We start from the raw sequence: 26349 nt of genomic DNA, 5'->3' as shown, positions 1-26349 counted from the left end.
GACGCTTCCTTTGTACTCACCCTCTCGGGCTTTCCTCCGGGCTTCCCTTCGGTCTTGCGTTTCCGACTCTATCAGATCTTTCCGACCCGATTTCCTCGGTGCCTTCCGGTCCCTTTTGTTTTCACTCCGGGGGCCTTTCGGCGATTCCGACTTTATCAGAAGATCCGAGTCGGTTTTTCCGCCTCCCGGTGAAGCGTTCGGACGCACGTCGGCGCCGGGGCTTCCCGTTCTGGCGGAGCCGTAAACGTACTGGAGCGGGGCGCCCCGATGCAAATCGAGGGGCCCCGCTCCGGTGCTGCGCTGGTCAGGCCGTCAGACCTGTCAGACCTCTACGACGACCGGGAGGATCATCGGGCGCCGGCGGTAGGTGTCGGAGACCCACTTGCCGACGCTGCGGCGGATCAGCTGCTGGAGCTGGTGGGGTTCCACGACGCCGTCCTGGAACGACTTGTTCAGGGCCTGGTCGATCTTCGGGAGCACCGCGTCGAACGCGGAGTCGTCGATGCCCGAGCCACGGGCGTGGACGTGCGGGCCGCCCACGATCTTGCCCGTCGAGGAGTCGACCACGACGAAGACCGAGATGATGCCCTCCTCGCCGAGGATCCGGCGGTCCTTGAGGGAGGTCTCGGTGACGTCGCCGACCGAGAGGCCGTCGACGTACACGTAACCCGCCTGGACCTTGCCGGTGATCCGGGCGCGGCCGTCGACCAGGTCGACGACGACGCCGTCCTCGGCGATGACGATGTGGTCCTTGGGGATACCCGTCATCGCGCCGAGCTCGGCGTTGGCGCGCAGGTGGCGCCATTCGCCGTGGACCGGCATGAGGTTCTTCGGGCGGCAGATGTTGTAGAAGTACAGCAGCTCGCCGGCCGAGGCGTGGCCCGAGACGTGGACCTTGGCGTTGCCCTTGTGGACGACGTTCGCGCCCCAGCGGGTCAGGCCGTTGATCACGCGGTAGACCGCGTTCTCGTTGCCCGGGATCAGGGACGACGCCAGGATCACGGTGTCGCCGGGGACGATCCGGATCTGGTGGTCGCGGTTGGCCATGCGGGACAGGGCCGCCATCGGCTCGCCCTGGGAACCCGTGCAGACCAGCACGACCTCGTCGTCCGGCAGGTCGTCGAGGGTCTTCACGTCCACGACGAGGCCGGCCGGGACCCGGAGGTAGCCCAGGTCGCGGGCGATGCCCATGTTGCGGACCATCGAGCGGCCGACGAAGGCGACCCGGCGGCCGTACTCGTGGGCGGCGTCGAGGATCTGCTGGATGCGGTGCACGTGGCTGGCGAAGCTGGCCACGATGATGCGCTTCTGGGCGTTCGCGAAGACCGTGCGCAGGACGTTGGAGATGTCCTTCTCCGGCGGGACGAAGCCCGGGACCTCGGCGTTCGTGGAGTCCGAGAGGAGGAGGTCGATGCCCTCCTCGCTCAGACGCGCGAACGCGTGGAGGTCGGTGAGGCGGCCGTCCAGCGGGAGCTGGTCCATCTTGAAGTCGCCGGTGGCGACGGCCATGCCCGCGGGGGTACGGATCGCGACCGCGAGCGCGTCCGGGATGGAGTGGTTGACCGCGATGAACTCGCAGTCGAACGAGCCCAGGATCTCCCGGTCGCCTTCCTTCACCTCAAGGGTGTAGGGGCGGATGCGGTGCTCCTGGAGCTTGGCCTCGATCAGGGCGAGGGTCAGCTTGGAGCCGATCAGCGGGATGTCCGGCTTGAGCCGGAGCAGGTAGGGGACGGCACCGATGTGGTCTTCGTGGCCGTGCGTGAGCACGATGCCTTCGATGTCGTCGAGGCGGTCCCGGATGATGGTGAAGTCCGGGAGGATCAGGTCGACACCGGGCTGCTCCTCTTCGGGGAAGAGGACGCCGCAGTCGACGATGAGCAGACGGCCGTCGAATTCGAAGACCGTCATGTTCCGGCCGATTTCACCGAGCCCGCCGAGCGGGATGACGCGCAGGGCGCCCTTCGGCAGCTTCGGCGGGGCACCGAGTTCAGGATGCGGATGACTCAAAAGACTCTCCTCACCACGCACGCCACGTACCCCTTGGCACGTGGCGCGCATGACATTCGTGCACTTGCTGTTGTCAGTGTTCAGTTGTGAAGTCCGTTGTCAGAGCTCTACCCCGCCGGCGGCCAGGTCGATCTTGAGCTGGGCGGTCTCCTCGGGGGACAGCTCCACGAGGGGCAGCCGCAGGGGGCCGGCCGGGAGGCCCTGGAGGGCGAGGGCGGCCTTGGTGGTCATGACGCCCTGGGTGCGGAACATCCCGGTGTAGACCGGGAGCAGCTTCTGGTGGATCTCGGTGGCCTTCTGGATCTCGCCGCCGAGGTGGGCTTCGAGGAGGGCGCGGAGCTCCGGGGTGACGACGTGGCCCACGACGGAGACGAAGCCGCAGGCGCCGACGGAGAGCAGGGGCAGGTTGAGCATGTCGTCGCCGGAGTACCAGGCGAGGCCGGAGCGGGCGATGGCCCAGCTGGCGCGGCCGAGGTCGCCCTTGGCGTCCTTGTTGGCGACGATGCGCGGGTGCTCGGCGAGCCGGACGAGGGTCTCGGTGTCGATCGGGACGCCGCTGCGGCCGGGGATGTCGTAGAGCATCACCGGGAGCTCGGTGGCGTCGGCGATGGCCGAGAAGTGCCGGTACAGGCCCTCCTGCGGGGGCTTGTTGTAGTACGGCGTGACGGCGAGCAGGCCGTGCGCGCCGTCGCGTTCGGCGGTGCGGGCGAGCTCGATGGAGTGGTGGGTGTCGTTGGTGCCGATGCCGGCCACGACGTGGGCGCGGTCGCCGACCGCCTCCAGTACCGCTCGTACCAGCTCCGATTTCTCCGCGTCGCTGGTGGTGGGGGACTCGCCGGTGGTGCCGTTGATGACGAGGCCGTCGTTGCCTGCGTCCACCAGATGGGTGGCCAGTCGCTGGGCACCGTCGAGGTCGAGTGCGCCGTCCGCCGTGAAGGGCGTGACCATGGCGGTGAGGACCCGCCCGAAGGGGGTCTGCGGAGTGGAGATCGGAGCCATGGGTAACACGCTACTCGCTGCTCAGCGCCGGGTGTCCCCCTGGGGGGACAGGAGAAAGGGAGCCCGGCGCTGCCTGCTCGGGGGTTCAGGCAGCGCCGGGTCCGTTTGATCAGCCTAGATGAACTTCACGAAACGTCGCAATACGGACACTTCGCTCGGGTGGTTCGGACATCTGTGCCCTATGGGGCCACACGGCCGTTCTTGTTGAAGGCTCCATGAGTCAGCGGCATCAGCCGGGCCCAGTGCTCCTCCATCTTCTCGCCGACCATCTCGATCTCCCGCTGCGGGAAGGACGGGACCGCGGCCAGCTCGTGCTGGGTGCGCAGACCGAGGAAGTGCATCAGCGAGCGCGCGTTGCACGTGGCGTACATCGAGGAGAAGAGACCGACGGGGAGGACCGAGCGGGCGACCTCGCGGGCGACGCCGGCGGCGAGCATCTCCTGGTAGGTGGCGTACGCCTGACGGTACGAGTCCTCCATCGCGCGGCTGACCAGGTCGTGCTGCTCCTGGGTGCCGTCGACGAAGACGTACTTGCCGGGGCGGCCCTCCTGGACGAGCTTGCGGGAGGCGTCAGGGACGTAGAAGACCGGCTGGAGCTCCCTGTAGCGGCCCGATTCCTCGTTGTACGACCAGCCCACGCGGTGCCGCATGAACTCGCGGAACACGAAGATCGGGGCGCTGATGAAGAAGGTCATCGAGTTGTGCTCGAAGGGGCTGCCGTGGCGGTCCCGCATCAGGTAGTTGATGAGGCCCTTCGAGCGCTCCGGGTCCTTCTGGAGCTCTTCGAGGGACTGCTCGCCCGCCGTGGAGACCCGGGCTGCCCAGAGGACGTCGGAGTCGGCCGCCGCGCTCTTGACCAGCTCGACGGTGACGTCGCTCCGGAAGTCGATCTTCACGTTCTCGGTGGGGCTGTCGGTCACCAGCGGTCCTTCCAATCGGCTGTTGCAGTCGCCCACTCTAACGACGTCCTACCGGAGGATGAGATTCGGCTGCTTTGGTGAAATAGGGCACCAAAACCCCGGTTCTGTCGTCTCTCCCTGTGACGCATGACGACAACCCGAGGAGAGTGGCTCCGATGTTCAGCCGGAACGAGTCCGTACCGTTCGCGTTCGTCGCGGAGGCCGACCACTTCCGCAGTAACGTCACTCCACCACCCCGGGAGCGCCTCGGCGCCTCGCAGATCGTGGGCCGTACCCTGCTGGGCCTGACCGTCGTGGCCGGCCTCGTGGGCTCGTTGATCTTCGGGATGCCGTCCCTTGAGGCGGGCGACTCCGCCACTCGTCAGCAGCAGTCCGAAGCCTCCGACAACCGCTGAGGTAGCCTCACCGGGCACTGCCCCTTCGAGCGTGCTTGTGAGTGAGGACCTGTCGTGCCCCTGCCCTTTCTGACGGCCGACCGTGCTTTTGACACGACCGACCACGTCGCCCTGCCGTTCGACGACCACGACCAGTGGCGCCGTCCGTACCGGCCGGGGTCCTGGCGGGTCGGGGCGGCGGCGCTCGCGCTGCTGCTGGCCTCTTTCGTACTCCTCGCCGCGGTGATCATCACCGCGGCCGGAGGATTCAGCGGTGGGGCCGCCACCCTGGCCACCGCCGTACTCGTCATCCTGGCCGCCCTGCGGATGCTGCGCATGGGCACCTGGGTGAGCCGCGCCGGGATCCGCCGCGTGGCCTTCTTCTCGACCGTCACCGTGCCGTGGGCGAAGGTGACCTCCGTCCGCACCGTGCAGCAGCCGGTGCGCTGGCTGGGGCTCCCGCGTACGGTCCAGGGCCAGGCCCTGACGCTCGGCCGGCTCGGTGGTGAGCCGCTGATGCTGCTCACCGACCACAACGCCGACTTCCTCTCCCGTGTCGAGGCCTTCGACCGGGCGGCCGACACGGTCGAGGCCTGGAACGCCGAGTACGGCGTGACCCCGGCCGCTACGCGCTGACCGGACGCCCCTCGTGGAGGGCGATGGCCCGCTGCATCGCCTTACGGGCCCGCGGGGTGTCTCGGGCGTCGTGATAGGCCACCGCGAGCCGGAACCAGCAGCGCCAGTCGTCCGGCGCGTCCTCCGTCTCGGCCTTGCGCCGGGCGAAGACCTCGTCGGCCGAGTCGCGGTCGATCCGGCCGCCCTCGGTGCGCTTCAGCTCGTCGACGGGCAGGCCGCCCTCCGCCTCCAGTTCGGTGGCGAGGCGGCCGGCCCGGCGGGCGAACCGGGTGTTCTTCCAGAGGAACCAGCCGCCGACCGCGGGCAGCAGGAACGCCACCGCACCCATGCCCATGGCGGCCGGCTCGCCCGTGAGGAGCAGCAGGACGCCCTCCATCGCCACCACGCCGAAGACGAGCACGAGCACGGTGGAGAGGAAGATGTACGTGATCTTTCCGCCCATGGCCGTCAGCCCAGGTCCAGGAAGTGCTCCAGGCCGAAGGTGAGGCCCGGAGTGCTGGGGACACGGCGGGCGCCCAGAAGGATGCCCGGCATGAAGCTGGAGTGGTGCAGCGAGTCGTGGCGGACCGTCAGGGTCTCGCCCTCGCCGCCGAGCAGCACCTCCTGGTGGGCCAGGAGGCCCGCCAGGCGTACGGAGTGGACGCGGACGCCGTCGACGTCGGCGCCGCGCGCCCCGTCCAGGGCGGTCGCGGTGGCGTCCGGCTGGGCGCCGAGTCCGGCCTCGGCACGGGCGGCGGCGATCAGCTGGGCCGTCCGGGCGGCGGTGCCGGAGGGGGCGTCCACCTTGTGCGGGTGATGCAGCTCGACCACCTCGACGGACTCGAAGTACGGGGCCGCGAGCTGGGCGAACTTCATCGTGAGGACCGCGCCGATGGAGAAGTTCGGAGCGATGAGGACGCCGGTCTCCGGAGAGGCGGCGAGCCAGGTCCGCAGCTGCGCGAGGCGCTCCTCGGTCCAGCCGGTGGTGCCGACGACCGCGTGCATGCCGTGGCGCACGCAGAAGTCGAGGTTCTCCATGACCGAGGCCGGAGTGGTCAGCTCGACGACGACCTGGGCGTCCGCCTCGACGAGGCGCTCCAGCTTGTCGCCGCGGCCCAGGGCCGCGACCAGTTCCATGTCCTCGGCGGCCTCGACGGCCCTCACGGCCTCGGAGCCGATACGGCCCTGTGCACCGAGGACCGCCACGCGCAGCTTGCTCATTGCTCTTCCTTAGGGGACTTGTGGGTCAGGAGACCGCTTGGTGGAGGCGGTCCGCCTGCTTGTCCTTCAGCGGGCCGATCACCGAGAGCGAGGGCCGCTGGTCCAGTACATCGCGCGCGACCTCCCGGACCTCGTCCGGGGTGACGGCCGCGATCCGGTCCAGCATGTCGTCGACCGACATCTGGGTGCCCCAGCAGAGCTCGCTCTTGCCGATGCGGTTCATCAGCGCGCCGGTGTCCTCGAGGCCGAGCACGGTCGAACCGGAGAGCTGACCGACGGCGCGGGCGATCTCGTCGTCCGTGAGGCCGTCGGACGCGACCTTGTGGAGCTCGTCGCGGCAGATCTTCAGGACGTCGTGGACCTGGCCCGGGCGGCAGCCCGCGTACACCCCGAAGAGGCCGCAGTCGGCGAAGCCCGAGGTGTACGAGTACACGCTGTAGGCCAGACCGCGCTTCTCGCGGACCTCCTGGAAGAGGCGGGAGGACATGCCGCCGCCGAGGGCGGTGTTCAGCACGCCGAGAGCCCAGCGGCGCTCGTCGGTGCGGGCCAGACCCGGCATGCCGAGGACCACGTGGGCCTGCTCGGTCTTGCGGTTCAGGAGCTCGACGCGGCCCGCCGCGCGCAGGGTGCGCAGGCCGTCGCGCGGGGCGACGGGGACGGCGTCGGTACGGGTGAGGGCGCCGGCCTTCTCGAAGGCGCGGCGCACCTGGCGTACCACCGTGGCGTGGTCGACGTTGCCCGCGGCTGCCACGACCAGGTGGGTCGGGTCGTAGTGCTTCTTGTAGAAGCGGGCGATCTGGCCGCGGCTGAGCGCGTTGACCGTGTCGACGGTGCCGAGGACCGGGCGGCCCAGCGGGGTGTCGCCGAACATGGTCTGCGCGAAGAGCTCGTGCACCACGTCACCGGGGTCGTCCTCGGTCATCGCGATCTCTTCGAGGATGACACCGCGCTCGGCGTCCACGTCCTCGTCGAGGATGAGCGAGCCCGTGAGCATGTCGCAGACGACGTCGATCGCCAGCGGCAGGTCGGTGTCGAGGACCCGGGCGTAGTAGCAGGTGTACTCCTTCGCCGTGAAGGCGTTCATCTCGCCGCCGACCGCGTCGATCGCGGCGGAGATGTCGAGGGCGGACCGCTGGTGGGTGCCCTTGAAGAGGAGGTGCTCCAGGTAGTGGGTGGCGCCGTTGAGCGCCGGGGTCTCGTCACGGGATCCGACGTGCGCCCAGATGCCGAAGGTGGCGGAGCGCACGGAAGGAAGGGTCTCGGTGACGATCCTGAGGCCGCCGGGGAGGGTCGTACGGCGAACCGTGCCGATGCCGTCCTTGCCCGGGAGAAGCGTTTGGGTACGGGCGACGGCCCGCCCCTCCGAGGAGGGGCGGGCCGTCGCGCGGGAACTACGGGACGTCACTGGTCGGTGTCGCCCTTGTCGTCGGCGGCGCCGTCCTCGTCCGCGATCACGGGGATCAGGGACAGCTTGCCGCGCTGGTCGATCTCGGCGATCTCGACCTGGACCTTGGAGCCGATCGCGAGCACGTCCTCGACATTCTCCACGCGCTTGCCACCGGCGAGCTTGCGGATCTGCGAGATGTGCAGCAGGCCGTCCTTGCCCGGGAGCAGGGAGACGAAGGCACCGAAGGTGGTGGTCTTGACGACCGTACCCAGGTAGCGCTCGCCGACCTCCGGCATGGTCGGGTTGGCGATGCCGTTGATCGTGGCACGGGCGGCCTCGGCGGCCGGGCCGTCGGCGGCACCGATGTAGATGGTGCCGTCGTCCTCGATCGTGATCTCGGCGCCGGTGTCCTCCTGGATCTGGTTGATCATCTTGCCCTTGGGGCCGATGACCTCACCGATCTTGTCCACCGGGATCTTGACGGTGATGATGCGCGGCGCGTTCGGGGACATCTCGTCCGGAACGTCGATCGCCTCGTTCATCACGTCGAGGATGTGCAGACGCGCGTCGCGGGCCTGCTTCAGCGCGGCGGCCAGGACCGAGGCGGGGATGCCGTCGAGCTTGGTGTCGAGCTGGAGGGCGGTCACGAACTGCTTCGTGCCGGCGACCTTGAAGTCCATGTCGCCGAAGGCGTCCTCCGCACCGAGGATGTCGGTGAGGGCGACGTAGTGCGTCTGGCCGTCGATCTCCTCGGAGATCAGACCCATGGCGATACCGGCGACGGCGGCCTTCAGCGGCACACCGGCGTTCAGCAGCGACATGGTGGAGGCGCAGACCGAACCCATCGACGTCGAGCCGTTGGAGCCGAGGGCCTCGGACACCTGGCGGATCGCGTAGGGGAACTCCTCGCGCGTCGGCAGCACCGGCACGATGGCGCGCTCGGCGAGCGCGCCGTGGCCGATCTCGCGGCGCTTGGGCGAGCCCACGCGGCCGGTCTCACCGACGGAGTACGGCGGGAAGTTGTAGTTGTGCATGTAGCGCTTGCGGGTCACCGGGGAGAGGGTGTCCAGCTGCTGCTCCATGCGGAGCATGTTGAGGGTGGTGACGCCCAGGATCTGGGTCTCGCCACGCTCGAACAGCGCCGAGCCGTGCACGCGCGGGATGGCCTCGACCTCGGCCGCGAGCGTACGGATGTCCGTGAGGCCACGGCCGTCGATGCGGACCTTGTCCTTGATGACGCGCTCGCGGACCAGCTTCTTGGTCAGCGCGCGGTAGGCGCCCGAGATCTCCTTCTCCCGGCCTTCGAAGGCCGGGAGGAGCTTCTCGGCGGCGAGCTCCTTGATGCGGTCGAGCTCGGCCTCGCGCTCCTGCTTGCCGGCGATGGTGAGCGCCTTGGTGAGCTCACCCTTGACGGCGGCGGTGAGCGCCTCCAGGACGTCGTCCTGGTAGTCCAGGAAGACCGGGAACTCGCCGGTGGGCTTGGCGGCCTTGGCGGCGAGGTCCGACTGGGCCTTGCAGAGGACCTTGATGAAGGGCTTCGCGGCCTCGAGACCTGCGGCGACGACCTCCTCGGTCGGCGCCTCGGCGCCGCCCTTGACGAGCTCGATCGTCTTCTCCGTGGCCTCGGCCTCGACCATCATGATCGCGACGTCGCCGTCCTCGAGGACGCGACCGGCGACGACCATGTCGAAGACGGCGTCCTCGAGCTCGGTGTGCGTCGGGAACGCGACCCACTGGCCCTTGATCAGGGCGACACGGGTGCCGCCGATCGGGCCGGAGAAGGGCAGGCCGGCCAGCTGCGTGGAGCAGGAGGCGGCGTTGATCGCGACCACGTCGTACAGGTGGTCGGGGTTGAGCGCCATGATCGTCTCAACGATCTGGATCTCGTTGCGCAGGCCCTTCTTGAAGGAGGGGCGCAGCGGGCGGTCGATCAGGCGGCAGGTGAGGATCGCGTCCTCGGAGGGGCGGCCCTCCCGGCGGAAGAAGGAGCCGGGGATCTTGCCTGCCGCGTACTGCCGCTCCTCGACGTCCACCGTGAGGGGGAAGAAGTCGAGCTGGTCCTTGGGACGCTTCGAGGCGGTCGTCGCGGAGAGGACCATGGTGTCGTCGTCCAGGTAGGCGACGGCCGAACCGGCGGCCTGCTTGGCGAGGCGGCCGGTCTCGAAGCGGATGGTGCGGGTACCGAAGACGCCGTTGTCGATGACGGCCTCGGCGTAGTGGGTCTCGTTCTCCACTAGCGGTTTCTCCTACGTGTTCGTCTTTGCGTCCGGGGCCCGTGTGGCCGGGGACGGTGTGCGACGGGGGCGGAGAAGCACGCCTCGGGTGCTGGCCGGTCTTCGATCGAAGCACCCGGGGATTCGTTCCGGGGGCCACTACCGAGGACCGGCGGCGAGCCGGCGGCTCCTCGCTCGTCGTTATGGGGGTTGTGCGACCAGCCTACGGGCCGATGCGCACTTTGTGCACGTACAGCAAAGGGAGCGGCCCCCTGAAAGGGGGAACCGCTCCCTCAACGGCGTCTTACTTGGCGCCGCCGGCCGCACCGCGACGGATGCCGAGGCGGTCGACCAGCGTACGGAAGCGCTGGATGTCCTTCTTGGCCAGGTACTGCAGCAGGCGGCGGCGCTGGCCGACCAGGATCAGCAGACCACGACGGGAGTGGTGGTCGTGCTTGTGCTGCTTGAGGTGCTCGGTCAGGTCCGAGATGCGACGGGACAGCATCGCGACCTGGACCTCGGGGGAGCCGGTGTCGCCCTCCTTGGTGCCGAACTCGGCCATGATCTGCTTCTTGACAGCGGCGTCGAGAGCCACGCGGATCTCCTCTTGGGTGTTCGTGCGCCCGCGAGTGCCCCTGGTCTTGATCTCAGGGGAAGCTTCCGTGACTCGACGGGCGAAGGTCCGATGGGCGCAGCTTCCAGAGGATTCCGGGAGCGCGTACACAAACGGCCGTCACACAGCGTACCAGCTCGCCGGAGCGCCCCCGGAGCAGACCCCTACTTGCTGGTCAAGGACCGGACCGTGGAGAAGACGTCGAGGACCGCGAGGCAGAGCGGGACGAGGGAGAGCAGGACGAAGCCCTCGGCCAGGTCGAGGAGGCGGCCCCAGAACGGGGAGAGGCCCTTCCTCGGGATGATCAGGCCGATCGCGGTGATCAGCGCGGCTCCGGCGGCGACCGACGCGGTGAGCCAGATCGTACGGATGTCGAGGCCGCCGCGGTCGCCGTACATGAGGAGGTCCTTGACCAGGTCCGCCGGCGGGTTGAGGGAGAGGCCGAGGACGAGCAGCGCGATGGCGGCGATGCCGGCGACCAGGACGCAGACGACCTGCGAGGTGTAGCGGAAGAGGCGGGCGCGCAGCAGCATCGCCAGGCCGGCGGCGAGGGCGAGGAGCTGGCCCCAGACGTTTCCGGCGAAGCCGAGGACGGCCGCGGAGCCGACGACGACCGCGGCGCAACCGCCGACCAGGCCCAGGAGCATCTCGTGGCCGCGGCGGGCCTGGAGTGCGATGCGCTCCCCGTCGACGGGCTGCAGGTCGTCGCCGGCCGGCTGCTGCGGGTCGCCGTGGAACTCGTCGTCGACGGCGCTGCGGGGGGCGGCGTAGCCGATGGGGAGCCGGGCGAAGCGGGCGGAGAGGCCGGGCAGGAAGGCGACGAGGCCGATGGCGACGGGGGCGCAGGCGGCGGCCGTCTCGGTGGCGGTCGACTCGGTGAGGATCGCCACGAAGGTCGCGAGGGTGCCGACGGTGGCGAGGAAGGTGGCGGCGACGAAGGGTGCGTCGCCGCTCGGGGTGAGTGCGACGAGCGCCACCGAGGCGACCAGGACGGTGACGCAGCCGAGCAGGAACTGGAGGCGGCCCGGGCCCTGGCCGGCGTCGGGACCGACGATGCCGGAGCCGGCGATGAGCAGCAGCGGCAGCGCGCCCAGGCCGAGGGCGACGGCGGTGGCCCGGTCGCCGTAGACGCGGGCGCGCACTCCGGCGAAGGCGGTGAGGAGGAATCCCGCGGCGCCCGCGATGATCCCGGGCAGGCTGTGCATGTCGTGCCGGATCGGGTCGGCGAACCAGAGCACGAAGCCCATCAGGACGAGGAGCAGCACGCCGCCGAGGAGTCCGGCGCCGCGCAGCAGTTCGTCGCTCCACAGGTGCCGGTCGCGGGTGACGGCTGAGGCGACGGCGTCGGACACGTCGTCGTAGACGGCCGGCGGCAGGGACTGGGCGAACGGGCGCAGGGAGAGCACCTCGCCGTCGAGGACCTGCTGGGCCGCGAGGGTGCGGGCCCCGTCGAGGACGGATCCGTCGCGGCGGACCAGGTGGTAGCCCGTGGGCGTACCGGCGGCCTGTGTCTGTCCGGTGAGGCGCAGGATCTCCGGGTAGACGTCGGCGACGGCGATGTCCTCGGGGAGCGCGACGTCGATGCGACTGTCCGGCGCCACGACGGTGACGCGGCAGAAACCGGTCGCTGCGGTCGTACTCACGTGTCTGGACCCCCTGATTCGCGGTTGCGCACGATGCGCGCGCCACCCTACCGGGGACGGCGGGTGAGGGCTGCAAGTAGGATCGCCGTCCCATGGGGGAAGTCCGTGTGCCCGGCTGCCGACAGGGGCGCCGGGCGGATGCTCCCGCCACGAGCCCGCCTCCAACGAGGGATTGATGCGCCGGTGAGCCAGATCGTCGTCAAACGCCCGCCGAGGTCTCTTCCGCCGGAAGTGCCCGGTGGGGAACTGGTCCTGGAGTCTCCGCCGGAACTCCCGCGGGGACAGCAGGAGTCGGCGTTGATGCAGCTCCTGCCGATGCTCGGCATGGGTTCTTCGGTGGTGTTCTTCTTCATGACGCCGTCGCCGATCATGCGGATCATGGGCACGCTGATGCTTGCCTCGACGGTCGCGATGGCCGTCGCCCAGTTCGTGAGATTCCGTCGCGGTACGCAGGGGCAAATGTCCGATGTCCGCCGCGACTACCTCAAATACCTCGCGCAGACCCGGCGTACGGTCCGGCGCACGGCCCACAAGCAGCGGGACGCGCAGCTGTATCTGCACCCGTCCCCCGAGCAGTTGTGGTCGGTCGTGGCCGAGGGCTCGCGGGTGTGGGAGCGCCGGGTCGGCGACCACGACTTCGGGCAGGCGCGGATAGGGCTCGGGGCGCAGCAGTTGGCGACGCCTCTCGTGGCGCCGGACACGGCTCCGGTGGACGAGCTGGAGCCGCTGTGCGCGGGTGCGATGCAGCAGTTCCTCGCGGTGCACGGCACCCTGGACGGGCTGCCGATGGCGGTCTCGATGCGGGCGTTCTACCACGTGACGGTGTCCGGTGAGCCGGAGTCGGCGCAGGCGGCGGCGCGTGCCCTGGTGGCGCAGCTGGTGACCCTGCACTCCCCCGATGACCTGATGCTCGCGGTGGTCGCGGCCCGTCCGGCGCAGGAGCGCTGGGACTGGACGAAGTGGCTGCCGCACACGCAGGTGCCGGGGCAGGTCGACGGGGCGGGCACGAAGCGTCTGTTCGGCGACGACCTCGGTGAGCTGGAGCAGTTGGTCCGCTCGAAGCTGGACGGCCGGCCGCGGTTCTCCCGGGAGAACCAGCCGGTGCTCGACCAGCCGCACGTGGTCGTGGTCCTGGACTCCAATTCCACCCGCGGTGGTCTGGTGCCGCCGGACTCGCTGCTCGCGGCCGCCGAGGGCCTCCAGGGCGTGACGATCGTGGAGGTCGTCTCCGGCGACCTCGACGAGCCGCGCGGTGGTCTCTCCGTGGTCGTACGGCCGGGCCGGCTGCGGCTGGAGTCGGGCGGCGGTTTCGCGTACGAGGGTCTGCCGGACGGCGTTTCGCTGCCCGCGGCGGAGGCGCTGGCGCGCCAGCTGGCCCCGCTGAGGATGGGCGGCGGGGACGACGACGAGCCGCTGCTCGCCAATCTGGACTTCACGGATCTGCTGAACCTGGGCGACGCGGCCTCGGTGGACGTGGCGCGGACCTGGCGGCCCCGATCGGTGGCCGAGCGCCTCCGGGTGCCGATCGGTGTCGGCGAGGACGGCCAGCCGGTCATGCTCGACCTCAAGGAGGCCGCTCAGGAGGGCATGGGCCCGCACGGTCTGTGCGTGGGCGCCACAGGTTCCGGAAAGTCGGAGCTGCTGCGGACGCTGGTCCTCGGCCTCGCGGTGACGCACTCCTCGGAGACGCTGAACTTCGTCCTCGCGGACTTCAAGGGCGGCGCGACCTTCGCGGGCATGTCGCAGATGCCGCACGTGGCGGCGGTCATCACCAACCTGTCGGACGACCTGACGCTCGTCGACCGCATGGGCGACGCGATCCGCGGTGAGCTGCAGCGGCGTCAGGAGCTGCTGCGGTCGGCGGGCAACTACGCCAACATCCACGACTACGAGAAGGCGCGCGCGGCGGGCGCCCCGCTCGAACCGCTGGCCTCGCTGGTCCTGGTGATCGACGAGTTCTCCGAACTCCTCACCGCCAAGCCCGACTTCATCGACATGTTCATCCAGATCGGCCGCATCGGCCGCTCGCTGGGTGTGCATCTGCTGCTCGCCTCGCAGCGCCTGGAGGAGGGCAAGCTGCGCGGCCTGGACACGTACCTCTCGTACCGGATCGGTCTGCGGACCTTCTCGGCGGCGGAGTCGCGGACGGCGATCGGTGTGCCGGACGCGTACCACCTGCCCTCGGTGCCGGGTTCGGGCTATCTGAAGTTCGGTACGGACGAGATGACCCGCTTCAAGGCGGCGTACGTCTCGGGCACGTACCGGACGGGCGGGCCACGTCTGGAGATCGGGCACATGCCGGTGGAGCGGCGTCCCGCGCTGTTCACGGCGGCTCCGGTGCCCGTCGTGTACGCGGCGCCGGACCCGGCGTACCTCGCGCGGCAGCGGGCGGAGGAGGACGACGCGCTCGCGGACACCGTCCTCGACGTGATCGTGCGCCGTCTGGAGGGCCAGGGCGTGCCCGCGCACCAGGTGTGGCTGCCGCCGCTCGACCAGGCGCCGTCGCTCGACCAGCTGCTCCCGGGTCTCGCGCAGACCGCGGACCGGGGGCTCACGGCGACCGAGTACACGCGTCAGGGCGGGCTCACGGTGCCGCTCGGCCTCATCGACAAGCCGTTCGAGCAGCGGCGTGAGGTGCTGTACCGGGACTTCTCGGGCGCGGCGGGCCACATGATGGTGGTCGGTGGTCCGCAGTCCGGCAAGTCGACGATGATGCGCACGCTCATCTCGTCGTTCGCGCTCACCCACACCCCGGCCGAGGTGCAGTTCTACTGCCTGGACTTCGGTGGCGGCGGCATGGTGTCGCTCGCCGATCTGCCGCACGTCGGCGGGGTGGCGTCCCGGCTGGACCCGGAGCGGGTGCGGCGTACGGTCGCCGAGGTGATGGGCGTCCTGAACCGGCGCGAGGAGTTCTTCCGCTCGCACTCCATCGACTCGATCGCGACCTACCGGCGCAAGCGGGCCGCGGGCGAACTGCCCGGCGAGGCCTGGGGCGACGTCTTCCTGGTCGTGGACGGCTGGGGCGGTTTCCGCAACGACTACGACGTCCTGGAGCCGATCGTCTCCGACATCGCCGCGCGCGGTCTCGGCTACGGCATCCATGTGGTGATCACCGCCTCCCGGTACATGGAGGTGCGTGCGGCGCTGAAGGACCAGATGCTGGGCCGGCTCGAACTGCGGCTCGGTGACGTCATGGACTCCGAGTTCGACCGCAAGGTCGCGGCGAACGTGCCGGCCGGCGTGCCGGGTCGTGGCCAGGTTCCCGAGAAGCTGCACTTCATGGGCGCGCTGCCGCGGATCGACGGATCGAGCTCGGCCGCCGACCTGTCGGACGGCACGGCGGCGTTCGTACGGTCGGTGCAGGCGTCCTGGACCGGTGCTCCGGCCCCCGCGGTGCGGCTGCTGCCGCGCAAGCTTCCGGCGGAGCGGCTGCCGAAGGGCTTCGAGTACCCGCAGCACGGCATCGCGATCGGCATCGACGAGACGAACCTGGAGCCGGTGTTCGTCGACTTCGAGTCGGACCCGTTCTTCCTGATCTTCGGCGAGAGCGAGTCCGGCAAGACGGCGCTGCTGCGGCTCATCGCCAAGCAGCTGTGCGAGCGGTACACCCCGGAGCAGGCGCGGATCGTGGTGGGCGACTACCGGCGGACGATGCTGGAGGCGGTCGCGCCCTCGCACCTCCTGGAGTACGCGCCGATGGCCTCCGCCATGCAGATGCACATGGAGGCGATCAACACGGTGATGACGAAGCGGGCGCCCAAGCCCGACATCACACCGCAGCAGCTGCGTGACCGCAGCTGGTGGACGGGTCCGCAACTGTACGTCCTGGTCGACGACTTCGAGCTGGTGGCCACCAACTCGGGGAACCCGCTGGCGCTCCTGGTGGAGAACCTGCCGTTCGCGCGGGACGTCGGCATCCGGTTCATCGTGGCGCGCAGTGCCGGTGGCGCCTCGCGGGCGATGTACGAGCCGTTCATGCAGCGCGTGAAGGAGCTGGGCGCGCAGGGCGTGATCCTCTCCGGCGACCCGCAGGAGGGCGACATCCTCGGCAACGTCCGGGCACGGCCGATGCCTCCGGGCCGGGGCACGTTCGTGTCGCGGAAGCGGGGCGCACCGCTGGTGCAGCTGGGCTGGCTGCCGGAACAGCACTGACGGAGCGGGCCGGACGGGCGGGGCGATTCCCGCCGACCGGGTACGGCGGTCCCACTACTGTGGGAGGGACCGCCGTACCACCGCGAAGGGAACGCGCCGATGACCGACGCAGACACGAGCACGACCGGCGCCGACGGCGCCGCCGACGCCGCTCGGGCCGCCGAGAAGCAGCGCCAGAAGGACGAGCTGTACGCGCTCGACATCTCCGGCGTCTCGTGGGAGGGCGCTCCCGGGACGAGCCCGGACGAGGAGCGTGTGGAGATCGCCCGGCTCCCCGAGGGGGCGGTGGCGATGCGGTCGTCCCTCGACAAGGACACGGTGCTGCGGTACACGAAGGCCGAGTGGGACGCGTTCGTCCTCGGGGCCAGGGACGGCGAGTTCGACCTGCGGTGACCCGCGGGCGTACGTGCCTGCGGTGACCCGCGGACAAGCGTGAGGGGGTGGCCCGTCGTACGGGCCACCCCCTCACGCGTGCTCGCCGGATCTCACATCCGGAACCGGGCGGCGTTGCCCCGGTCGGTGTCCTGGTAGCCGACGACCGACTCGTCGAGGAGCTGGGCGATGCGCGCCAGGTCCTGGTTCATGCCGGCCATGTCGCGGGTCAGGCGGTCCTGCGTCTCGCGGTACGCGATCTTGGCCTCACCCTCCCAGTTGTTGGCGACGCGGTTGACCTCGGCCATGAGGTCGTCCAGCTTCTGGGTGAGGGTGGTGGAGGTCAGGCGGGTGTCGGCCGCCGCCTGCGTCACGGTGTCGTAATTGACCGCAGTGGTCATGATGATGACTCCTGAGTGAGAGTGGCCCGGTGGACTGGTCGAGTGGCTCAGACGCCGAGGATGGCGCTCTGGTTGCCGCCGGAACCGGCGCCGCCGCCGGTGTCCATCGAACGGAAGGACCGCAGACGGTCCTCCTCCTCGCGCGAGAACCCGTCGGCGCTCATGCGCATCATCTCTTCGAGGTTGGAGAGCTCCTGGCGCATGCTGCGCAGGCGCTGGTTCAGGTCGTTCTGGACCCGGTCGTACTCCTTGCTCGCAGCACCCTGCCAGCCCGCCTGGACGCGGTCCACCACGCTGTTGAGCGAGGTGATGCGGGACTGGAGCTCGTCGGAGAAGTCCTGGATCCGGCCGGCGAGCTTGACTTGTTCGGCACTGGTTACGTTCAGGTCTTTCGACATCTTGCCCCTTCTTCCTTCGGTGACGTCGACGGCTGGGCCGTCGGGCCATCCGGTCGTGATGCGGACGGGAATCTTCTGATGCCGCCCCCGTGCTGGGATCGCACTGCCGTACGCCCCGCGGTCACTTTAGCCATTGACGGCGGCAGTTCCAACTGCAAAGGGGGGTCGGGATACTTGACCGATACGCCGGTCAACGGGCCCCCCTTCGCCGTCGGCTGTCGCGGATCACGATGGCGGTCCCGGCGACCACGGCCACCAGGACGACACCGATCCCCAACGTGTAGGTGGCGAGCCGTTCGGAGCGCTCCTGAGGCGTCTCCGACAGCGCCAGACGCGCCGGCTCGGGAGCCGGCGGCTTGGGCGGGCGGGGGTCGGGCGTGGGCGCCGTGGGCGGCGTCCCCGGGGTGTCGGCGAGCGCCCGTACCGGGTCGACCACGCCCCAACCGACGTAGTCGTCGCGTCCGTTGATCGAGCGGACGGCGGTCTGCTCGATCCGGGCGACGATCTGGGCCGCGCTCCAGTCGTGGTGCTTCGCGCGGAGCAGGGCGGCGACACCGGCGACGTACGGCGCGGAGAAGCTGGTGCCGTTGTCGACGCACTGGCCGCCGCCGGGAACCGTGGAGACGATGTCGACGCCGGGGGCGGCGACACCCACCATGGGGCCGGCCTGGGAGAACGCGGCGCGCTCGTTGTTCCGGTCGGACGAGGCGACCGCGAGGACACCGGGGAAGGCGGCAGGGTAGGTCTTCTTGAGGGTGCCGTCCATGCCGTCGTTGCCGGCGGAGGCGACGACGACGACATCCCGCTTGATCGCCTCGGCCACCGCCCTGCCCATCGGCGAGTCCGGCTTGAGCGCCTGGGTGGTGTCCTGCGAGATGTTGATGACGTGGGCGCCCTTGGCGACGGCCCACTTGATGGCCTCCGCCATCGTGTCGGACTGGCCGCTGTTCTTCTCGTCGTTCTGCCGGATCGGGATGATCGTCGCCTCGGGCGCGAGCCCGACGAATCCGGTGCCCTCGCGGGGGCGGGCGGCGATGATGCCGGCGACCTTGGTGCCGTGGCCGACCTGGTCGACGGTGCCGTCGGTCTTGCCGCGCTGCTCGTCGCCGAAGCCGGGGTTCTTCTTGTCGGGCTTGAGGTAGTCCTTGCCCGCCTTGGCGTCGACGGCCTTCTGCAGCTGCGGGTTGACGTCGTCGACGCCCGTGTCGATGACCGCGACCCTGACACCCTTGCCCTTGGTGTCCTGCCACAGCTCGTCGAGGAGGACCCGCTGGAGCGGCCAGGGGGTGTCCGCGATCTGCTTCCTCATGGGGAAGGTGCACTCGCCGCTGCCGTCGAGGACGGGTCCGTCGCCGCGCTCCGCGGCGGGCGCGGCCGAGGCCGCGCCGGGTGCCGCGAGGAGGGCGGTGAGGGTGCCGGCGGCCAGCAGCGCGGCCGTACGGGACGGCGTGCGGGACGCCCCGCGGGGCGTCGTGCGGTGGTTCTTCTTCACCGGTGCCACCCCCTAGGAACCCTGCGGCTGACGCGCGCTGTTGGCGTCGAGCCGGGGGCCCTTCGAAAGGAACTCGGACCATTCGATGGGGACGCGGGCCGGCACGACCTTGTCGTAGCCGAGACGCTTCTGGGCGTCGCTGGGTTCCGGGCGTCCGTCGGTCGGCTTCTCCTTGGCCCCGGTGCCGATCTCGGAACGGGCTGAGTCGCTGTCGCCGTTGGCCTGGACCGCGTAACGGAGGCCCGTGTCGGTGACGAGGAACAGCGAGCCGCCGGGCGTCTTCTGCTTGCCCTGGATCTGGGTGTAGAGCAGGCCGGTGCCGGGGGTGACGTACGTGCTGCTGCCGCCCGCGGTGATGTCGGCGGGGTACTGGGTGCCGGCCCAGGTCGTGAGGGTCGTCTGGCCCTGCTCGCCGACGCTGGTGAGGACGCTGCAGACGGTGTCGCGGGCGTCCGCGCCGGTGACGGAGTTGGCCTGCGCGGACCTCGCCTTCGGCCAGTTCACGCCGCCGTGGAAGACGGTCGGGTCCGGGACGAAGTCGGAGGCGTTGGCAGGGGTGGCCTTGCCGTCCATGTCGAGGGAGCTGGTCTGCGGGGAGTTGATGAGCAGCCAGGCGGTGAACGGCGTGACCGGCTGCACCTTGCCGGCGAGTACGACGTAGTGCTGGGGCCCCGATCCCGTCGGTGCGAGCAGGACGTTGCCGATCCGGCTCTCGGTGTCGGACAGGGTGGCGCCGGGGATCCGGGTGTGGCGGCCGACGTCACCGCCCTCGATGCGCGGGAAGTCGATCTCGTCGCCGGTCTTCAGCGTGGCGAGCCAGTCGTCGGTGACCGGCTGCGGCTCCTTGCCGAGGCCGACGAGCGCGGTGAGCAGCCCGGTGGTCTCGGACTTCACCGGGTACTTGGTGCCGGTGTGGTCGACGAGGAACTGGGCGGCACCCGTCTGCCCCTTGACGTACAGGATCTGCCCGTCCTTGAGCTGGTTGGCGCCCTGGGTGAGCTTCTCGTCCCGCTCGGCGAAGATGAAGGTCGCCTTCTGGACGCTGGCGCCCGCACCGCCGCCGGGCTGTTCGCAGACCGCCCAGCGCTTGGGCTTCCCTGCCTCTTCCGCAGTGGGAAGCCGGTCGGGGGCGTACGGGATGCCGAGGATCGGGCCGCGCGGGGGCGTGCCCTTGCCCTGGTCGAGCGTCTTGTCGGCGACCTGGACGACCTGGAACTGCTCGGGGTCGAGGAGGAGCCGCGCGGAGGCGAGGTTGAGCACGGGGTGGAGCAGCTTCTTCGCGTCCTTGCCCTTGCCGGTCTCCAGGACCACGTACCGGGACGTCGACTGCTTGCCGACGATCACCCGGGTACCTGGGGTGTCCCAACCCTTCGGGGCCTGCGGGCTGAACATGCCCCAGGCGCCGAAACCCGCCGTCACGAGCGCGGCCGCGATCAACCCGGGAAGGATCGCGCGCAGCGGCTTCGGTGCCCCCTCCTCCGTGCCGGAGGGCGAGGGTTGCAGGAATGCCGCCACCGTGCGCTTCTTCGCAAAGGTGTACGCGTTGAGCTCGTCCCGCCGCGATGCCATGAGTCCCCATTCTCGTCAGGCGCGATCTTCGCGCGGGAGCCTGGGGGAGATGACACCCGGGCCCCGGCCGTCGGACCGGCCCCCTACTATGCCTGCTGTCCCGTGGGGTTCGTGGGGCGGGTAGGGTGATCCGGCCGCCAAAGCCCTGGCGGGCCAGGGTGATCGGGATGAATTGAGGGGGATTCTCCATCATGGTTTCCGCGACGCGGACGCGGCCCGCCGCGGCCACCGCCTCCGCACCCCCGTCCACGGGGCCTGTTTCCTCGGTCTCGCCGAAGCTCCAGGCGCGCCCGGGACACTTCGGTTCGTTCCAGTTGCAACAGCTCGTACTGATCGAGGTGGCGGCGGCACTGATGCTCGTCGCCTGGGTCGTCGAGCCGGTGCTGATGGTTCCCGCGGGCGTGGTCGCCGTCGTGCTCGTGCTGATGGCGGTCGTCCGCCGGCACCGCCGCTCGCTTCCCGAGTGGCTCGGAACGTTCCTCGCGCTGAGGACGCGTTCCCGCAAGGCGTCCTCGTTCACGGTGCCCGAGGGCACAGAGCCGGGGCTCGCGCCGGTCGTGGAGTGCGACCCGGCCCTGCGGACCTACACGTACAGCGATCGCGACCGGCGGCCGGTCGGCATGGTCGGCGACGGCACCTTCCTGACCGCGGTCCTGCGGGTCGAGGCGGACGGCACGGCACTGCGCCCGGACCGCGCGGCCGCGCCGCTGCCCGTCGGGCTCGTCCGGGACGTCCTGAGCGTGGACGGCATCCGCCTGGAGTCGGCGCAGATCGTGCAGCACACGCAGCCCGCTCCCGCGCCGCACCTGCCCGCGCAGTCGATGGCCGCACGCAACTACGGGCCGCTCCAGGCGCAGACGGGTTCGCCCGCCGTACGGATCACCTGGATCGCGCTCAAACTCGACCCCGAGCTCTGCCCGGAGGCGGTCGCCGCGCGCGGCGGCGGCCTCAAGGGCGCGCAGAAGTGCGTGGTGCGGGCGGCGGACCAGCTGGCGAGCCGGCTCGCGGGCGCGGGGTTCTCGGCGAGCGTGCTGACGGAGCAGGAACTCGTCTCGGCGCTGGCCACCTCGACCTGCGCCAGCCCGATGGCGATAGCGCAGGCGGGCCGGGGTCAGACACAGGGGCGCCGGACCCAGGAGACCGCGCGGACCCTGCGGGTGGACGACCGGCGGCACACGACGTACTGGGTGGGGCGCTGGCCCCAGCTCGGCGGGCAGGGCGGCTCGGGGGCCTCGATGCCGCAGCTGGTGGCCCTGCTGACCTCGCTGCCCGCGCTCGCGACGACGTTCAGCCTGACGCTGAGCGGCGGGGACCGGCAGGAGGTGACGGTGACCGGCCACGTACGGATCACCGGGCGCAGCGACGAGGAACTGGTGGCCGCGCGGCACGAACTGGAGCGCGCCGCGCGCGGGGTGAGGACGGGACTCGTGCGACTCGACCGTGAACAGGTGCCGGGCATCCTCGCGACTCTTCCGCTGGGAGGTGCGCGCTGATGTCCCATGCCGCCTCCTCTCCCTCCTTCGGCACGCCGGCCCGTCCGGGCGCCGGTGGCACCGGCCGGGCCGCCTCCCGGGGCGCCGGTTCCCGGGGTACGGGCCGGGGCACGAAGCCCCGCTTCGGCTTCGGGCTCGTCGGGCCGCGCCGCGACCGGCACTCCGTCCCCCTCGACCAACTCGAGGCGCTGGCCCTGCCGGTGGGTGACGACGGCATGGTGATCGGCGTCGACGCCGAGAACCGGCCCGCCGTGCTCGGCATCAACCGGCCCGTCCCGTACGACATCACGCTCATCGGCGGTCTGTGGACGGCCCAGGTGCTGGCGCTCCGGGCCGCCGCCACGGGCGCCCGGGTGGCGGTCGAGACCGGCCGCGCGCAGGCCTGGACGGCGCTCGCGCAGGCCGCCGGCGGCGGCCAGCCGTGCATCTCGCTGCACGACGTGGGGCGGGTGCCGCCGCAGGGCGCGTCCGCGGGCAGTCCCGTGGTCGTGATCCGCGACTGCGGCATGCGGCCGCCGCGTGGCCGCGTCGTGTCGGCGCCCTGGCAGTCGGTGGTCACGCTGCTGCCCTATCTGAGCCCGGTCGCGCCCCGGCTCCTGGAGAAGTCCTCGCTGGTCGGCGTCCAGCGGGTCTCCCCCGACGAGGCCACGCAGATCGGCCGCATCATGAGCCTGCCGCGCCACGAGTACGAGGCGCTCTCCACGCTCGCGGACGGAGTGACGCTCTGGTGCACGCCGAGCGACCGCCAGTTCGTCATGACGCAGGGCACCGACGCCGAGACCGGATTGTTGGGCGCCGCGCGCAGGATGGACTGAACGGCACCGAACGGCATGAAGTCGTTCAAGTACGTCCGTTTTTGCATCGTTTTGAACGGTGGGGGTTCTCACTCTGCGGCGCGGTCAGGTCACTTGGTGACCGGGCCGGGTCACGGGGACGGGCGCGGAGGGGCTGTCGGGCCTGCCCGGGGGTTGCCCGCGCCGATTAGGGTGGAAGAGCCCCGCCCACAACGGCACAAGGGTGCTCGACCACACCAGGAGGCAAAGTGAACGGCGATCGCGACGAGATCCACGGGGGTTGGAGTCCGCCCGCCGACGATCAGTCCGACGCGGATCCCGCCGAGATGACGGGTGAGTTCACCATCGACTACACCCCGCCGGCCTGGTACACGCAGAACGCGTCGGGCGGTGCGGGGGCCGGCGGTGCCACTCCCCCGCCACCGAGCGGGGCGCCGGTCCCGGTCCCGGGCCTCCCGGCGGGCAGCGGCTTCGAGCCGAGCTGGAACACGGGGACTCCGGTGGCGGGTACGCCTGCCGGGGGCACTCCCGTGGCGGGCACGCCCGTGGTGGGGGGACCTGCGACGGGTACGCCTCCGGCTGCCGGGCACGTGCCTCCGGCGGGGATGCCTCCGGTCGCGACGCCTCCTGTGGCCGGGTCTCCTGCTGTTGCCCCTCCCGCCGTGACGCCTCCGGTCGCCACTCCCCCGGTCGCCACTCCCCCGGTGGTCACGCCTCCCGTCGTCACGCCTCCCGTCGTCGCGGCTCCCGACACCTCGGCGCCGGGTGCCTTCCCGCCGCCCGCCCCGCTGCCGGGTGCTGCGGTGCCCGCGCCCGCGGCGCCGTTCGGGGGCGGGGACGTCGAGAGCGGCTCGACCATGCGCTTCTCCCCCGCCGCGCTCCAGCGCGAGATCGCGGAGCGTTCGGCGGAGGCCGCCCCGGCCGCTCCCGCCGCCTCGGCGACGCCCGGGGCCGGCGCCGAGGAGCCGACCGCGACCGCCGACGACAGCGCGCCGGCCGAGGCCGATGCGGCCGACGTCGAGGCGGCGGACGTGACGGAGTCCGGCACGCAGGACGCCGTCTCCGCCGCGGAATCCGAGGCGCCCGAAGCGCCCGAAGCGCCCGAGGTGCCGGAAGCCCACGGCGAGGCCGCGTCCGGCCTGGCCGCCGACGCCGCGGTGAGCACCAGCCCGGAGGACGCCGGGGCGGACTCCGACGCGGACTCGGGACCCGTCACCGACGCCGTACCCGCGGACGCCACCGGCGACACGGCGCTTCCGGACGCCGTCCCGGCCGCTCCCGAAGCACTGACGGAGCCGATGGCACCCGTCCCCTACCCGCCCGCCGACGCCGCGCCGCAGGGCTTCGGTCCGGATGCCGCTCCCGGTCCGTTCCCCGGTGCCGCTCCGGCTCCCGCGCCCGGGCAGCCCTTCCCCGCCACCGGGCCGCAGGCCGGCGCCGGTCTGCCCCCGCTGCCGCCGTCGTTCCAGCCGGCCGCTCCCGGGCCCGCCCAGCAGTGGCCCGCGCAGCCGGGCGCCCAGCCGCAGCCCCAGGCCGCGCCGTTGCCGCCCGCCGCGGCATGGCCGCCGCCCGGCACTCCCGGCGCGCCCGGCCCCGTACCGCCGCAGGCCCAGCCCCAGGCGCCCGGCGCCTACGGCTACCCGCAGGCCCCACAGCCGCCCCACGCCCAGCAGGCGCCGCACGACCAGCCCCCGGCTCCCGGCGGTTACGGCTACCCCCAGGCCCCCCAGGCTGCCCAGGCCCCGCAGCCCCAGCCCTCGGCTCCGGCTCCGGCCCCCCAGGGCGGCTACGGCTTCCCGCAGCCCGGGACGCCTCCGCAGCAGGCCGGTTACGGCTACCCGCTGGGGGCACCTCCCGGGCCGCAGGGCCCGGAGGGCCGGCCCGGGACTCCCGGTGGCGTGCCGCCGCAGGCCCAGGGCGGTTACGGCTACCCGCACCCCGCCGCCGTACCCCCGCAGGCCCCGGTCCCCCAGCCCCCGCACGACGGGCAGCCCGTCGACCCGCGGACCGGGGCCGCCTGGCCCTCGCCCGTGACGCACGATCAGCGGGAGCGGTCCGTGCCGGGCGCCCCGCTCGGCTACAACGCGGCCGTCGAGCTGTCCTCCGACCGCCTTCTGCGGAACAACAAGCAGAAGCCCAAGTCCAGCCGGACGCCCGGCGGCGGCGCCGCCCGCTTCAAGCTCGGCGGCAAGAAGGAAGAGGCGGAGCGGCAGCGGAAGCTGGAGCTGATCCGGACGCCCGTCCTCTCCTGCTACCGGATCGCGGTCATCTCGCTCAAGGGCGGTGTCGGCAAGACCACGACGACGACCGCGCTGGGCGCGACCCTGGCGACCGAGCGGCAGGACAAGATCCTGGCGATCGACGCCAACCCGGACGCCGGCACCCTCGGCCGCCGTGTGCGGCGCGAGACCGGAGCGACCATCCGCGACCTGGTGCAGGCGATCCCGTACCTGAACTCGTACATGGACATCCGCCGCTTCACCTCGCAGGCGCCCTCCGGTCTGGAGATCCTCGCCAACGACGTGGACCCGGCCGTCTCCACGACGTTCAACGACGAGGACTACCGACGCGCGATCGACGTCCTCGGCAAGCAGTACCCGATCATCCTCACGGACTCGGGTACGGGTCTGCTGTACAGCGCGATGCGCGGGGTGCTCGACCTCGCCGATCAGCTGATCATCATCTCCACGCCGTCCGTGGACGGCGCGTCCAGCGCGTCGACGACGCTGGACTGGCTCTCGGCGCACGGCTACGCGGACCTGGTGCAGCGTTCCATCACGGTCATCTCCGGGGTCCGCGAGACCGGCAAGATGATCAAGGTCGAGGACATCGTGCAGCACTTCCAGACCCGCTGCCGCGGTGTCGTGGTCGTGCCCTTCGACGAGCACCTGTCGGCCGGCGCCGAGGTGGACCTCGACATGATGCGGCCGAAGACCCGGGAGGCGTACTTCCACCTCTCGGCGATGGTGGCCGAGGACTTCGTACGGGCGCAGCAGGCGCAGGGCCTGTGGACCGGCGACGGCCAGGGCGCGCTGCCGCCGCACATGGCCCCGCCGATGCCGGGCCACCAGATGCCCGGACAGCCCATGCCCGGTCAGCAGATGCCCGGCCAGCCGGTGCCCGGGCAGTTCACGCCCGGACAGCCCGTACCGGGGCAGCCGTACGGTGCCCAGCCGATGCCCGGACAGCCGGCGCCCGGACAGGCGTTCCCGGGGCAGCCGATGCCCGGCCAGCCACCGACCGGTCAGCCGTACCCGCCGCAGCAGCCGTACGGTCAGCAGCCGACGCCGGGTCAGCCGTACGGCGCGCCTCCCGCGCCCGGACAGCCCTACGGGGCCCCGCCCGCGCCGGGGCAGCCGATGCCCGGGCAGCCGGCGCCGGGTCAGCCGTACGGAGCACAGCCCGCGCCCGGACAGCCGTACGGCGCGCCTCCCGGCCAGCCCGGTATGCCGCAGGGCTGGCAGCAGCCGCAGCCGGGCCAGCCGCTGCCCCCGCACGCCGATCCACAGGATCACGGTCATGGGCAGCCGCAGGGTCAGGGGCAGGGCCATGACCAGGGACAGGGGCAGGTCCCACCGCCGAACTGGTCGCAGGAGCAGCCTCCACAGGCTCCGCCAGCCCCTCAGCAGTAAGGCGTCACAGGAGTAGACCAATGAGGCCCCGTACCGGTTCACCGGTACGGGGCC

Annotated in this window: 20 protein-coding genes; 7 read left to right on the top strand and 13 right to left on the bottom strand. The window is 71.2% G+C overall.

Annotation, left to right across the window (positions count from 1 at the left end; translation table 11 throughout):
* Positions 1 to 321: 321 nt before the first annotated feature.
* From IF00_RS0127260 to thyX, 3 genes are all read right to left on the bottom strand, one after another.
* Positions 322 to 2007 (bottom strand): ribonuclease J, encoded by a 1686-nt coding sequence (locus tag IF00_RS0127260; protein WP_030322473.1) that lies wholly within the window; start codon positions 2005 to 2007, stop codon positions 322 to 324.
* Positions 2008 to 2106: 99 nt separating this feature from the next.
* On the bottom strand, positions 2107 to 3006 hold the full coding sequence (gene dapA, locus IF00_RS0127255; protein ID WP_030322471.1) for a 4-hydroxy-tetrahydrodipicolinate synthase: 900 nt from the start codon (positions 3004 to 3006) through the stop codon (positions 2107 to 2109).
* 179 nt (positions 3007 to 3185) lie between these two features.
* Positions 3186 to 3926, bottom strand: coding sequence for an FAD-dependent thymidylate synthase (gene thyX / locus IF00_RS0127250; protein ID WP_030322469.1), 741 nt, complete (start codon positions 3924 to 3926; stop codon positions 3186 to 3188).
* A gap of 155 nt (positions 3927 to 4081) precedes the next feature.
* On the opposite strand from thyX, the gene IF00_RS0127245 reads away from it, so the two are divergent.
* Entirely contained in the window at positions 4082 to 4321 is a 240-nt protein-coding gene (locus IF00_RS0127245) for a hypothetical protein (RefSeq protein WP_030322468.1), read from the top strand.
* Positions 4322 to 4375: 54 nt separating this feature from the next.
* Positions 4376 to 4936: a membrane protein gene (locus IF00_RS0127240; protein WP_030322466.1), complete on the top strand. Its 561-nt coding sequence runs from the start codon at positions 4376 to 4378 to the stop codon at positions 4934 to 4936.
* Here IF00_RS0127240 and IF00_RS0127235 read toward each other — a convergent pair.
* The 6 genes from IF00_RS0127235 to eccD form a co-directional block, all read right to left on the bottom strand.
* Positions 4926 to 5378, bottom strand: coding sequence for a hypothetical protein (locus IF00_RS0127235; RefSeq protein WP_030322464.1), 453 nt, complete (start codon positions 5376 to 5378; stop codon positions 4926 to 4928). The two genes, IF00_RS0127240 and IF00_RS0127235, sit on opposite strands and share 11 nt — an antisense overlap.
* Before the next feature lie 5 nt (positions 5379 to 5383).
* Positions 5384 to 6136: a 4-hydroxy-tetrahydrodipicolinate reductase gene (gene dapB, locus IF00_RS0127230; protein WP_030322462.1), complete on the bottom strand. Its 753-nt coding sequence runs from the start codon at positions 6134 to 6136 to the stop codon at positions 5384 to 5386.
* A 25-nt stretch (positions 6137 to 6161) separates the two neighbouring features.
* Positions 6162 to 7541 carry a M16 family metallopeptidase gene (locus IF00_RS0127225; RefSeq protein ID WP_030322460.1) on the bottom strand — a complete coding sequence of 460 codons (1380 nt, stop codon included), beginning with the start codon at positions 7539 to 7541 and terminating at the stop codon, positions 6162 to 6164.
* Positions 7538 to 9757: a polyribonucleotide nucleotidyltransferase gene (locus tag IF00_RS0127220; protein WP_030322457.1), complete on the bottom strand. Its 2220-nt coding sequence runs from the start codon at positions 9755 to 9757 to the stop codon at positions 7538 to 7540. Before IF00_RS0127220 ends, IF00_RS0127225 begins: the two co-directional genes overlap by 4 nt.
* Before the next feature lie 283 nt (positions 9758 to 10040).
* Positions 10041 to 10331, bottom strand: coding sequence for a 30S ribosomal protein S15 (gene rpsO, locus IF00_RS0127215; RefSeq protein ID WP_015036567.1), 291 nt, complete (start codon positions 10329 to 10331; stop codon positions 10041 to 10043).
* A 182-nt stretch (positions 10332 to 10513) separates the two neighbouring features.
* Positions 10514 to 11992: a type VII secretion integral membrane protein EccD gene (gene eccD / locus IF00_RS0127210; RefSeq protein ID WP_030322455.1), complete on the bottom strand. Its 1479-nt coding sequence runs from the start codon at positions 11990 to 11992 to the stop codon at positions 10514 to 10516.
* A 183-nt stretch (positions 11993 to 12175) separates the two neighbouring features.
* Here eccD and IF00_RS0127205 point away from each other — a divergent pair, with 183 nt between their 5' ends.
* Together IF00_RS0127205 and IF00_RS41610 are read left to right on the top strand one after the other, a co-directional pair.
* On the top strand, positions 12176 to 16144 hold the full coding sequence (locus IF00_RS0127205; protein WP_030322453.1) for a type VII secretion protein EccC: 3969 nt from the start codon (positions 12176 to 12178) through the stop codon (positions 16142 to 16144).
* 99 nt (positions 16145 to 16243) lie between these two features.
* A complete protein-coding gene (locus IF00_RS41610) occupies positions 16244 to 16537 on the top strand; it encodes a DUF397 domain-containing protein (protein WP_030322451.1) in 294 nt (97 codons plus the stop codon).
* A gap of 92 nt (positions 16538 to 16629) precedes the next feature.
* On the opposite strand, the gene IF00_RS0127195 is transcribed toward IF00_RS41610, so the two are convergent.
* From IF00_RS0127195 to eccB, 4 genes are all read right to left on the bottom strand, one after another.
* Positions 16630 to 16917 carry a WXG100 family type VII secretion target gene (locus IF00_RS0127195; RefSeq protein ID WP_030322450.1) on the bottom strand — a complete coding sequence of 96 codons (288 nt, stop codon included), beginning with the start codon at positions 16915 to 16917 and terminating at the stop codon, positions 16630 to 16632.
* 47 nt (positions 16918 to 16964) lie between these two features.
* A complete protein-coding gene (locus IF00_RS0127190; protein ID WP_030322449.1) occupies positions 16965 to 17315 on the bottom strand; it encodes a WXG100 family type VII secretion target in 351 nt (116 codons plus the stop codon).
* Positions 17316 to 17505: 190 nt separating this feature from the next.
* On the bottom strand, positions 17506 to 18624 hold the full coding sequence (gene mycP / locus IF00_RS0127185; RefSeq protein ID WP_425338344.1) for a type VII secretion-associated serine protease mycosin: 1119 nt from the start codon (positions 18622 to 18624) through the stop codon (positions 17506 to 17508).
* A 195-nt stretch (positions 18625 to 18819) separates the two neighbouring features.
* Positions 18820 to 20376, bottom strand: a complete 1557-nt coding sequence (eccB, locus tag IF00_RS0127180) for a type VII secretion protein EccB (RefSeq protein ID WP_030322447.1) — start codon at positions 20374 to 20376, stop codon at positions 18820 to 18822.
* Between the two features lie 191 nt (positions 20377 to 20567).
* Here eccB and eccE point away from each other — a divergent pair, with 191 nt between their 5' ends.
* The 3 genes from eccE to IF00_RS0127165 all read left to right on the top strand — a co-directional run bounded on the left by eccE (position 20568) and on the right by IF00_RS0127165 (position 26295).
* Positions 20568 to 21869, top strand: coding sequence for a type VII secretion protein EccE (eccE, locus tag IF00_RS0127175; protein WP_030322444.1), 1302 nt, complete (start codon positions 20568 to 20570; stop codon positions 21867 to 21869).
* Complete coding sequence (locus IF00_RS0127170) at positions 21869 to 22684, top strand: hypothetical protein (protein WP_030322443.1); 816 nt, start codon at positions 21869 to 21871, stop codon at positions 22682 to 22684. Before eccE ends, IF00_RS0127170 begins: the two co-directional genes overlap by 1 nt.
* Positions 22685 to 22911: 227 nt before the next feature.
* Entirely contained in the window at positions 22912 to 26295 is a 3384-nt protein-coding gene (locus IF00_RS0127165; RefSeq protein ID WP_030322441.1) for an SCO5717 family growth-regulating ATPase, read from the top strand.
* Positions 26296 to 26349: the final 54 nt, after the last annotated feature.

Source organism: Streptomyces flavochromogenes (genome assembly GCF_000717595.1).
Classification (GTDB): domain Bacteria; phylum Actinomycetota; class Actinomycetes; order Streptomycetales; family Streptomycetaceae; genus Streptomyces; species Streptomyces flavochromogenes.
The sequence above is the reverse complement of the archived record's forward strand: the minus strand, read 5'-3'. Positions and strand labels throughout refer to the sequence as shown.

Bases quoted from the DNA above. Each gene is read 5' to 3' on its own strand.
- dapA (WP_030322471.1), bottom strand. From the start codon at position 3,006: ATGGCTCCGATCTCCACTCCGCAGACCCCCTTCGGGCGGGTCCTCACC.
- IF00_RS0127245 (WP_030322468.1), top strand. From the start codon at position 4,082: ATGTTCAGCCGGAACGAGTCCGTACCGTTCGCGTTCGTCGCGGAGGCC.
- IF00_RS0127235 (WP_030322464.1), bottom strand. From the start codon at position 5,378: ATGGGCGGAAAGATCACGTACATCTTCCTCTCCACCGTGCTCGTGCTC.
- dapB (WP_030322462.1), bottom strand. From the start codon at position 6,136: ATGAGCAAGCTGCGCGTGGCGGTCCTCGGTGCACAGGGCCGTATCGGC.
- IF00_RS41610 (WP_030322451.1), top strand. From the start codon at position 16,244: ATGACCGACGCAGACACGAGCACGACCGGCGCCGACGGCGCCGCCGAC.
- IF00_RS0127195 (WP_030322450.1), bottom strand. From the start codon at position 16,917: ATGACCACTGCGGTCAATTACGACACCGTGACGCAGGCGGCGGCCGAC.
- IF00_RS0127190 (WP_030322449.1), bottom strand. From the start codon at position 17,315: ATGTCGAAAGACCTGAACGTAACCAGTGCCGAACAAGTCAAGCTCGCC.
- mycP (WP_425338344.1), bottom strand. From the start codon at position 18,624: ATGAGGAAGCAGATCGCGGACACCCCCTGGCCGCTCCAGCGGGTCCTC.
- eccB (WP_030322447.1), bottom strand. From the start codon at position 20,376: ATGGCATCGCGGCGGGACGAGCTCAACGCGTACACCTTTGCGAAGAAG.
- eccE (WP_030322444.1), top strand. From the start codon at position 20,568: ATGGTTTCCGCGACGCGGACGCGGCCCGCCGCGGCCACCGCCTCCGCA.
- IF00_RS0127170 (WP_030322443.1), top strand. From the start codon at position 21,869: ATGTCCCATGCCGCCTCCTCTCCCTCCTTCGGCACGCCGGCCCGTCCG.